The sequence below is a fragment of the Billgrantia montanilacus genome (assembly GCF_003336675.1).
Classification (GTDB): domain Bacteria; phylum Pseudomonadota; class Gammaproteobacteria; order Pseudomonadales; family Halomonadaceae; genus Halomonas; species Halomonas montanilacus.
The window spans coordinates 228,142-238,006 of sequence record NZ_QPII01000002.1 but is presented as its reverse complement, the minus strand read 5'-3'; the positions used below and the strand labels follow the sequence as shown (position 1 = coordinate 238,006).

Below are 9,865 nucleotides of genomic sequence, written 5' to 3'. Positions count from 1 at the left end.
TTTCTGTTTTGCCAAATATTACAATTAAAGAGAAAAAAATGAAGCGTATTGTATTTGTCGTAGCCGCACCAGCTACTGCAGAGGTTTTTTTGAGTGGTCATATTGCTGCCCTGGGAGAGCGCTATCAGGTGGATTTGATCGCAAATCTACATCAACATTATCCATTATCTCTTTCGGCCAATAATATAATTCATGCGCCGATCCATAGAAGTATCAATGTCTGGCTTGATTTTATGGCTCTTGTCGCACTCGTCAGAATTTTTTCAAATAATCGCTACGATGCTGTGCATTCTGTGACACCGAAGGCAGGCTTGTTGACAATGATAGCCGCTTGGATAACTCGGGTGCCAGTCCGGAACCATACTTTTACTGGACAGGTGTGGGTAACACGAACTGGTTTACCACGCTATCTTCTCCGCTCACTTGATAAGCTGCTTCATAGTATGTCCACGCACTCGCTGGTGGACAGCCACTCTCAACGAAACTTCCTCCTCACTGAGCAAGTCATCCAGCGAAGAAAGTCATCAGTTCTGGCGAATGGTTCTATATCGGGAGTAAACGTTGACCGTTTCAAACCTGACTCTGAAATGAGGAAAATTGTACGAGATAAACATGGGGTCTCCGAGAATGACTTTGTTTTCCTGTTTCTTGGACGCATTAATGCTGAAAAAGGGGTTCCTGAGCTGGTTTCCGCCTTTCGAAGAATTTCAGAGGCCTACTCCGAGGCGAAGCTGCTGATTGTGGGGGAGGATGAGTCAGGAATGTTTGATGACGGCTCTATTGTGGATTCTTTCACGGGTAAGCTCATACGTGTTGGCTGCACTAGTGAGCCAGAGGCCTATTTTAATGCGGCGGATGTGTTTTGCTTGCCCAGCCATAGAGAAGGATTTGGTTCCGTTTTGATAGAGGCAGCAGCTTGTGGTGTGGCTAGTGTCGCGTCAAACATCTATGGTATTTCTGATGCACTGGTTGATAATAAAACAGGGCTCTTGCATTCTGTAAAATGCGAAGAGGATTTGTTTGCGAAGATGGTCGTTCTGATTTCAAATCCACTCTTAAGAACACAGTTGGCTAACGCAGCGATGTTTCGTGCTCGTGGTGATTTTTCGTCTTCTGTATTGGAGCAGGAGTTGGTTGAATTTTATGAGAAGGCTTTTCTTGATAGTGAGAGGGCTTCTTACCCTTGTTGATTGGTAATGCATACGGCAGGCAAGGTTTTATACACGCCCGGGAGGCCGGCGTTATAATGGATGAGTTATATTTGTTGGTGCAAGTATCGCCGTTGTCTGTAATCTGAAGTATGACACCACAGTAATCGCTTTACCTACCAAGCTCTTCGCTTAATAAATTGCTTGCTACTTTTATCTTCTCTTGGTGGAATAATGTTGAAAGGACCCTTTTCCCCTTGGCCTTCTTTCTCCGAAGAGGAGGCCCAAGCGGTGCAGTGTGTTTTGCTTTCCAACAAAGTGAATTACTGGACCGGTACTGAGGGGCGTGAATTTGAGCGAGAATTTGCCCATTTTGCCGGTACTGATTATGCCATTGCCGTATCCAATGGCACGACGGCATTAGACCTTGCCTTGAAGGGGCTCGGTATCGGTGGGGAGGGCAGCAGCGGACGTGACGAGGTGATCGTCACTCCGCGCACATTCCTGGCCTCGGCTTCTTGCATCGTCACTGCTGGCGGTGTGCCGATATTCGCGGATGTGGATCGCCATTCCCAGAACATCACCGCTGAGACGGTAGCCAAGAAGATCTCTCCTAATACCCGAGCGATCATCGCTGTTCACTTAGCCGGTTGGCCCTGTGAAATGGATGAGTTGATGGCGCTGGCCGCGCAGCATGGGATCTACGTAATCGAGGACTGTGCTCAGGCGCACGGTGCCACTTACCGCGGCCGTAGCGTGGGAAGTATTGGCCATGTAGGCTGCTGGTCGTTTTGCCAGGATAAGATTATGACCACTGGCGGGGAAGGTGGCATGGTAACCACCAATGATAAGGCTCTATGGGAAATGATGTGGAGCTACAAGGACCATGGCAAGAGTTGGGAAGCGATTTACAAACGCGAGTCTACCCCCGGGTTTCGCTGGTTTCATGAAACATTTGGCACGAATTGGCGGCTGACTGAGATTCAATCGGCCATCGGGCGCATACAGCTTGCTCGAATGCCTGATTGGAAGGCAACTCGCTTGGCCAATGCTCAACGTATCTGGCTTACGGCTAGTGAGTGCGCTGGGCTCAGGGTGCCTCGGGTGCCTGAGCATATCGATCATGCGGCTTACAAGTGCTATGTCTTCGTGGAGCCGGAACGGCTGGACGAAGGTTGGGACCGCGAACGTATCATGAACGAGATCGTCGCCAGAGGCGTCCCATGTTTTTTTGGTTCGTGTTCGGAGGTTTATCTGGAGAAAGCTTTTGATGGCACCGGTTGGCGGCCAGCGCAGGCGCTTCCGATTGCACGCGAGTTGGGGGAAACAAGCTTGATGTTTCTTTGCCATCCCACGCTTACCGATGCTGAGATCGACAAGACCTGCCAGGTGCTGAAAAGTGTGATGGACTTGGCAGCCAAGCCACAGAGGGCTCAATGAAAGTGTTGGTAACCGGTGGAGCTGGCTACATTGGCTCGCATACCATTCTCTCGCTGCTCGAAGACGGGCACGAGGTGGTGGTGTTGGACAACCTCTGCAACGCCTCCCGAGAACCCCTGCGCCGAGTAGAATGCTTGGCTGGCCGTGAACTCGCTTTTATCGAAGGGGATGTTCGGGATCGCACGCTGCTGGATCGGCTGTTCAGTGAGTATTCGGTTAGTGCGGTGATTCACTTTGCTGGCCTCAAGGCGGTAGGCGAAAGTGTGCATCAGCCGCTGGCATACTACGAGAACAATGTGGCTGGTACTGTTACGCTTTGCAAAGCCATGCAGTCGGCGGGAGTTACTCGTTTAGTGTTCAGCTCCTCGGCAACCGTGTATGGCGATGGCCACCCCATGCCGTTGCACGAAGGTCTGACCACTGGAACACCCACCAATCCTTACGGCCGCTCGAAGCTGATGGTGGAAGAGTTGCTCCGCGACTTGGCCGCTTCTGATAACCGCTGGTCCGTTGCATTGCTTCGCTACTTCAATCCGGTCGGTGCTCATCACAGCGGTCAGATTGGTGAAGATCCCCTGGGAGTTCCCAATAACTTGCTGCCTTTTGTGGCCCAGGTAGCAGTGGGGCGCCGCAAGTGCTTGGCAGTATACGGTAGCGACTACCACACGCCAGACGGCACCGGCGTACGCGACTATATCCATGTGATGGACCTGGCCGAAGGGCATCTGTGTGCGCTATCTGGCTTGGCAGATGGCAGCGGCGCGCGCACCTGGAATCTAGGCACTGGCCAGGGGCATTCGGTGTTCGAGGTCGTAAAAGCCTTCGAGCAGGCATCGGGACAATTGGTGCCCTACCGGATTGAGCCGCGCCGCCCCGGTGACGTGGCCGAGTGTTGGGCCGATGCCAGCCTTGCTGAATGCGAACTGGGATGGAAGGCCAAGCGCAGCCTTGACGACATGATGCAAGATACCTGGCGCTGGCAGCAGCTCAATCCGGATGGTTATCGCCAGAACACTACTACGAAAACTCAAAATAGTTCAAACGACTAATACTATGTGAGACTGTGTTTGGAACTTGAGGCCGTCATTCATTTAAGTGTACTACTTGCGCGTGCAAGAATATAACTTGGAGAAATCTTTGATGATTCATTCCGATTCGATTGTGCGGCGAAATCCCGACATTATTGCTGCAGGAGTGGATGAGGAAGTTGTCATGATGAGTGCAGATTGTGGCCAATACTTTGGCTTAAGTAGTTTGGCGGCACACATTTGGCGGTTGACGGAAGAACCGGTCCGCATCGATAATCTGGTAGAGTTGCTTTGCCAGCATTATGATATTGACCCCGTCTCCTGTGAGGCAGATACGTTGGATTTTGCTCAAAAAATGCTGGATGCAGGCCTGTTTGAAGAGATAAATCACTAGCCATGTTCGGTATTTTGCTCACGAAATTGCATGCTCGCTTAGTCCGAAAGATACGCTCACTTGTTGCCAAGCCAGCCTTTTTCAAAATATGGTTCCTCCCTGTATGGTGTTTGCTGGGTGTCAGCAAGATAATGATATTAAAAGCTAAGTTTTGTCAAATGGAGAAATTTCTAGGGCGTAAGCTGGGTGTGTCAGTACTGGTTCCCTTGCTGGATTCCAAGCAGCAGAACCGCGCAATACAGGTAGGACATGTGGTGCGTGTTGTTTCGCATTATACACCTTGGGAATCCAATTGCTTTCCGCAGGCATTAACGGCATTGATTATGCTGCGGCTTTATCGCGTGCCCTATCTTCTCTCCTTTGGGCTACGCCGCTGCGCATCTACCAGGGATTGCCAGGCTCACGTTTGGCTTGTTGCCGGGCCTGTTTGCGTTACTGGTGGGTATGGATTTTCTAGCTATGCATTGGTTGGATCTTACCTATCTCCTCATATAAATATCAGCATTGATAGTGAAAATTGCTAAGCATTTAACGACAATTAGCGTTGTTCTAAATTTGATGTGTGTTTAGCGATTAGAGCAAGTCGCTTTCAGATGGCGTGACCCTTGTGGCCTCACTGGCTTTCCAGTATCCACCAGAGGTGTGACATTATGGCATTAACCTCTCGATCACCAGTGCTTAGCACGGAGTTTCGCTTAATACTATTATTGTCTCGTCTGGTGCTTGACGATGCCCAGGCAAGCGCGGCGTGGAAACTCTGCAATGAGGTAAACGATTGGGAGGCGGTTCGCCACACGGCAATGGATCGCTTTATCCTTCCTGTCGTGTATCGCCACCTGCGTCATCTAGAGCCTTCCTCGTTACCTGCCGAGCAGCTGGTCCTGATAAAGCATCAAGTCATGGCGCTGTATCGGCATGACTTGAACGTAATAGCGAACCTGGCAGAGATCCACGAACAACTGCTGCTGCCGCTGCAAGTTCCCTACGTCACCTTCAAGGGGCCGTCGCTGGCTGTCTGCTACTATGACGAGCCCGCCATGCGTTTTTCTCGTGATATCGACATTTTGGTGCCCAGAGAGCGGATGGCTGAACTCTTGGCTCGCGCCCTGGCGGCGGGATACACACCGCTCGTGCCTCAGGATCTGGGCAATGATCCTGTCAGTTTGGCCTTCGTGGCGCGCTACCAGAAAGTGATAACGCTGCTGTCGCCGAGGGACATCGTTATCGAATTCCACTCTCAGATCGATAATATCGGTACGGTGTATGATACGCGTGCGTTAATTGCTCGGGCTGAGCCAGCTCGCGTGGGTAGTGCCGAGGTGTCGGTGCTGCCAACCGATGAGCTTTTTGTTTACATTTGCTGGCACCACACTAAGCACTTCTGGTCACACCTGCACTGGCTGGTCGATCTCGACGCAATTCAACGCCACCCAAGTTTCGATCGCCAGAAAGCCTATGCTTGTGCGGAGCGTCACGGGTTGACCGCCACGGTCGAGGTTTGCGTGAAAATGGCCGAGTTGTTGGGCTCACCCGAGTTCGAGCCGCATGACAACCAGGACGAGCGGCTTAATGCTCTCTTGAAGTTCTCTCTCGAAGCCATGCAGGGTGATGTGTTGTTTGAGCACCATCTCGCGAGCAAGAAAGCGACGCCTGATTACGCCTTTCACTGGCAGACCGACCGCCGCCATAGGCTGAGTTGGAAACTGCTGGGCTGGCTGCGGAGGTTTCGTCCAAGCTATGCCGAGTACCGAGTAAGGCCTTTGCCCAGCGGCTGGCAGTGGCTCTATTGCTTCTTGCGGCCTTTGCTGGCATGTCGGCGTCGCTTGATAAATCATGACGCTGACTAGCCAATGGGACGTTATGTCTTACATCAGCAAGTTGATGGCTCCCCTTACCACCCTGCGGCGAATCTTTCCCATTCTTTGGGCTAGCAGCCGCAAGTGGGCACTAATATCCGCCGGCCTGATGGTGCTCGAGATCATCTTCGGCCTGGTGATGCTGTTTCTTCTAAAGTATCTCGTTGATGTGGTGACGACGATGCTAGGCAGTGATGCCTCGACAGACGATATTCAGCTCGTGCTGTGGGCGGTGGCGGTAACCGGGCTGTGCTCGCTGGTATTCCTGGCTGCTCGAGGATTCTCCGGGCTGGCCAGAGAAACCCAGGGCTTGCTGGTGGCCGAGCGCATAGATAGCGCGATTCACGATCGCGCCGTGCGGGCGGACCTCGCCTATTACGAAAGCCCACGCTACTTCGATACGTTGCAGCGTGCCCGCCAGTCGGGTAGTCAGAGACCTGTCCAAGTTGTCAATAATCTGATGCTGCTGGTCAAGAATACACTGATGCTGGCCGCCATCGTGGCTGTGTTGGCTACCATCAACTGGATGCTTCTTCCGCTATTGGTTATGGCCATCGTGCCGGCACTACTGGTGCGGCTAGGCTTCACCCGAAAACTATACGACTGGGAGCTCAGACGGACACAGATGGAGCGCCGAGCGGGCTATCTCGACTGGTTACTGACCTCGGATATCAACGCCAAGGAGCTACGTCTCAATCAGTTGGGTGATTTCTTGCGCGATCGGTACGCTGAGCTCAAAGCCTTGATACGTCGTGAGCGGCTGGCTATCAGCCGACAGCGAACCATCGTTGAAGTGGGCGTGGCCACCGTGGCCACGGCGGCCTTTTTTTCGGCATTAGGGTATCTGGCATGGGAAACCTCCGTAGGCCGAAATAGCGTCGGTGACTTGGTGCTTTTTCTACTGGTGTTCCAGCGCGCCCAGTCCATGGGGCAGGAACTGGTGTTTCAGCTGTCGCGGCTCTACGAGGATCACCTCTATATTGGGCTGTTGTTCGAATTTCTCGATGTGCGTCCTGTAATTTCGGAGCCTATTCTCCCAAAACCGCTACCCACCCGCATGAATGATGGCGTATGTTTCGAAAACGTTGGATTTCTCTATCCCGGTACCACCCGTGAGGTCTTGCGCAGTATCGACCTTACCATCCGACCAGGACAGATCGTGGCGCTGGTCGGGGCTAATGGGTCCGGGAAGACGTCACTAATCAAGCTGCTCTGTCGCCTTTATGATCCCACTTCTGGGCGTATTATCCTGGATGGAGTTGACGTGCGGGAGTACTCGTTGGACGATTATCGGAGCAAGTTCAGCGTGATCTTTCAGGACTACGGCAAATATGCCGATACGGTACGCAATAATATTCGTTACGGTGATATACATCAGCCACTGGATACTCCCATGGTGGAAGAGGCAAGCATCAGATCCGGGGCGGATTCGTTTATTCAGTCGCTGGATAAGGGCTATGATACCCCTCTCACGCGCATGTTTGATGAGGGGCGTGAGCTCAGTATCGGCCAGTGGCAGAAGGTGGCGCTGGCGCGGGCTTTCATGCATCAGTCTGAAATCTTGATTCTCGATGAGCCGACCAGCGCTCTCGACCCGGGGGCAGAGTTCGATCTGTTCGCCAACTTCCGCGAGCGGATCGACCATCGCGCCGCTCTGGTAATCAGCCATCGGCTTTCCACGGTGCGAATGGCGGATTACATTTATGTTCTGGATGACGGGGAAATCCGTGAGGCGGGTACCCACGACGAGTTGATTCACCAGGGTGGCATGTACTTCGCGCTCTTCAGCCAGCAGGCATACTATTATCGAGAGGTCGAGGCTTGAATGAGTGCCATTTGCGGCATCGTGAGCCTCGACGGGCGTCCAGTCGCGCCTTCTCAGATGGCAGCCATGGTATTGAGGTGTGAGCATCGACTGTTCGACGATGTCTTCTGTCATTACCAGGCGGGTATGGGGATGGCTTGTCTATCCCGAGATATCTCCTCGGATGGCACAGGGGAGTGCCGGCCTGAAGTCTACGAGGAGGGACGTTGGGTTTTCGCGGCAGACGGACGTCTGGACAACCGAGAGTCCTGCCTTGGCTGGCAGCCCCCGGGCTTTGCCACGCATGATAAGGCATCCGATAGTCGCCTGATCTTCGGGACTCTGTTGCATGACCCGCTTCAGGGGCCGGGTAGGTTACTCGGGGATTTTGCCTATGCGCTCTGGGATACTCGGCAGCGAGTCCTGCGGCTGGCGCGCGATGCCATGGGCATGCGCTCATTGTATTTTCGTGTCGAGCCGGGGCGTATTCTGTTTGCCACGGAGCTGAGCCAGATCCTGGCCGTGGAAGGGGTGACGAGGCGTCCCAATCGCCTAGCGATGGCTTGGCATCTTTCTGACCTGCAAACCCCTCCAGGCTGTACCTTCTTTGAGGGAATCGATGAGGTCCTGCCTGGTGAGGAGGTCGAGATCGATGTGCGTGGCAGGGCGCGGCGGCGTGTGATATGGAAGCCGGATCCCTGCCATCGGCTGCACTATCGGGACAGCAGCGAATACGCCGAGCATTTTCGTTCGCTCCTCGTCGAGGCGGTGCGTTGTCGTTCCCGGGTGGCCTCGCCTGCCGCCATCTCTCTGAGCGGCGGGGTGGATTCGGGGAGTGTCGCATCGATTGCGGGATGGTTGGCTGAGCAGGGTCAGGATATGCCTGCACTCAGGGCTTATAGCTGGGCCTTCACACAACACCCCGAGTGTGATGAGCGAGAGAATATCTACCGCATTGCCAATCGCTTTTCCATTCCTGTCACCGAGATTCCGGCCGAGCAGACCTACCCCTTGATGAATCTGGCTGCCTATGTGCCGGACGAGGACGGTCCCTTCAACCTGATCTATCAGGGCTTCGTCGAAAAGGTGCTGCAAGGCGCTGCGGAAGATGGTTGCCGCAGCGCCTGGTTCGGCTACCGTGGCGATGTCGTGGCGGGAGGATTGGTTCACGATCTGTCGGGCCTGATTCGTGAAGGACGCTGGCGCGAGGCGCGGCGTGAACTGGCTTGCCTCCGACTTGGCCATGGGCTGAGTCGGGCTCGAGGCCTGTATCGTTTCGGGATCAGGCCAGTGCTGGATGATGCCTTGAGTTTTCTGACAAGGCCCGTAAGGCAGGCCCCCTTCAGCGACGCTTTGCTGCCCGCTTACTCCCCGCAAGATCGGCTGCCCTCCTTCGTGACGTCAGACCTGGCTCTGCGCTGCGGCTTGCCCGACAGGGACCCCCTGGTTGCCGACTCCAACGCCTGGAGCCGAGCCTCTCACCGCGAGCGCTATCGCCAGATTTTCTCCCCTCTGGTCATGAGCGTGATGCGACTCACGGAACGACACTGTGCCGCCCATGGTCTGGTCATGGCAGATCCGTGGAGTGATCGGCGCTTGGCAGACTTTGTTCTCGCCTGCCCACAGCATCAGGTCGATAGGTTTCGTCAGCCAAAACGTCTTGCCCGCCAGGCAATACGAGGCATCATGCCGGATGAGGCGCTCCTGCACTGTCGGAAGGTGATACCGGAACCCCTGTATGAACATGCGATTCGTCATGTGGTTCATGACTCAGTGCTTGACTTGATGACGGATAGTCGATGCGCGGCTCTTGGCCTTGTCGACGAGGCACAGTATCGGGCGCTGTTCCGCCGCCATTGTCGCGGAGACCCTCAAGAAGTCGATTTCTGGCCTGCGCTATCGCTTGAACTCTGGCTGCGTCGCTGGTGGGCTTAGAAGGATGTCATACGTAATGCTGATTTTACTCTTGACGCAGATGAATGTATTGCAGTCAATGCTTTTTGCAAACAATATGTAACTTGGGCCGGTAAGCGATATTTTCAACGGTACTGGCGGCGGTTGATATTCGGGTCACCAGACATGACTGGATCATCTTCGATGATCAGGGAGGTAGTAATGGACAACAATGCAAAAAACGCTCGCCAGTCCAACGGCAGGGCAAGGTATCAGCCCCCTCAGCTCCAACATTGGGGCGC

8 protein-coding genes are annotated in these 9,865 nt (G+C 53.9%); all 8 read left to right on the top strand.

The features are described from left to right. The first annotated feature begins 38 nt into the window (after positions 1-38). Positions 39-1,190, top strand: a complete 1,152-nt coding sequence (locus DU505_RS03730; protein WP_114477653.1) for a glycosyltransferase — start codon at positions 39-41, stop codon at positions 1,188-1,190. Positions 1,191-1,382: 192 nt separating this feature from the next. Continuing rightward, a complete protein-coding gene (locus DU505_RS03725; protein WP_114477652.1) occupies positions 1,383-2,588 on the top strand; it encodes a DegT/DnrJ/EryC1/StrS family aminotransferase in 1,206 nt (401 codons plus the stop codon). Continuing rightward, positions 2,585-3,637, top strand: coding sequence for a UDP-glucose 4-epimerase GalE (galE, locus tag DU505_RS03720; RefSeq protein ID WP_181872721.1), 1,053 nt, complete (start codon positions 2,585-2,587; stop codon positions 3,635-3,637). Before DU505_RS03725 ends, galE begins: the two co-directional genes overlap by 4 nt. A gap of 91 nt (positions 3,638-3,728) precedes the next feature. Further along, entirely contained in the window at positions 3,729-4,010 is a 282-nt protein-coding gene (locus tag DU505_RS03715; RefSeq protein ID WP_114477651.1) for a PqqD family peptide modification chaperone, read from the top strand. Positions 4,011-4,012: 2 nt separating this feature from the next. Further along, positions 4,013-4,534 (top strand): lasso peptide biosynthesis B2 protein, encoded by a 522-nt coding sequence (locus DU505_RS03710; protein ID WP_114477650.1) that lies wholly within the window; start codon positions 4,013-4,015, stop codon positions 4,532-4,534. A gap of 195 nt (positions 4,535-4,729) precedes the next feature. After that, positions 4,730-5,857, top strand: coding sequence for a nucleotidyltransferase family protein (locus DU505_RS03705; protein ID WP_181872720.1), 1,128 nt, complete (start codon positions 4,730-4,732; stop codon positions 5,855-5,857). Next, positions 5,844-7,691 (top strand): ABC transporter ATP-binding protein, encoded by a 1,848-nt coding sequence (locus tag DU505_RS03700; protein WP_114477648.1) that lies wholly within the window; start codon positions 5,844-5,846, stop codon positions 7,689-7,691. Before DU505_RS03705 ends, DU505_RS03700 begins: the two co-directional genes overlap by 14 nt. Continuing rightward, positions 7,692-9,605, top strand: coding sequence for an asparagine synthetase B family protein (locus DU505_RS03695; protein WP_114477647.1), 1,914 nt, complete (start codon positions 7,692-7,694; stop codon positions 9,603-9,605). It abuts the gene before it with no gap. The last annotated feature ends 260 nt before the right edge of the window (positions 9,606-9,865 follow it).

Bases quoted from the DNA above. Each gene is read 5' to 3' on its own strand.
- DU505_RS03730 (WP_114477653.1), top strand. From the start codon at position 39: ATGAAGCGTATTGTATTTGTCGTAGCCGCACCAGCTACTGCAGAGGTT.
- DU505_RS03725 (WP_114477652.1), top strand. From the start codon at position 1,383: ATGTTGAAAGGACCCTTTTCCCCTTGGCCTTCTTTCTCCGAAGAGGAG.
- galE (WP_181872721.1), top strand. From the start codon at position 2,585: ATGAAAGTGTTGGTAACCGGTGGAGCTGGCTACATTGGCTCGCATACC.
- DU505_RS03715 (WP_114477651.1), top strand. From the start codon at position 3,729: ATGATTCATTCCGATTCGATTGTGCGGCGAAATCCCGACATTATTGCT.
- DU505_RS03710 (WP_114477650.1), top strand. From the start codon at position 4,013: ATGTTCGGTATTTTGCTCACGAAATTGCATGCTCGCTTAGTCCGAAAG.
- DU505_RS03700 (WP_114477648.1), top strand. From the start codon at position 5,844: ATGACGCTGACTAGCCAATGGGACGTTATGTCTTACATCAGCAAGTTG.
- DU505_RS03695 (WP_114477647.1), top strand. From the start codon at position 7,692: ATGAGTGCCATTTGCGGCATCGTGAGCCTCGACGGGCGTCCAGTCGCG.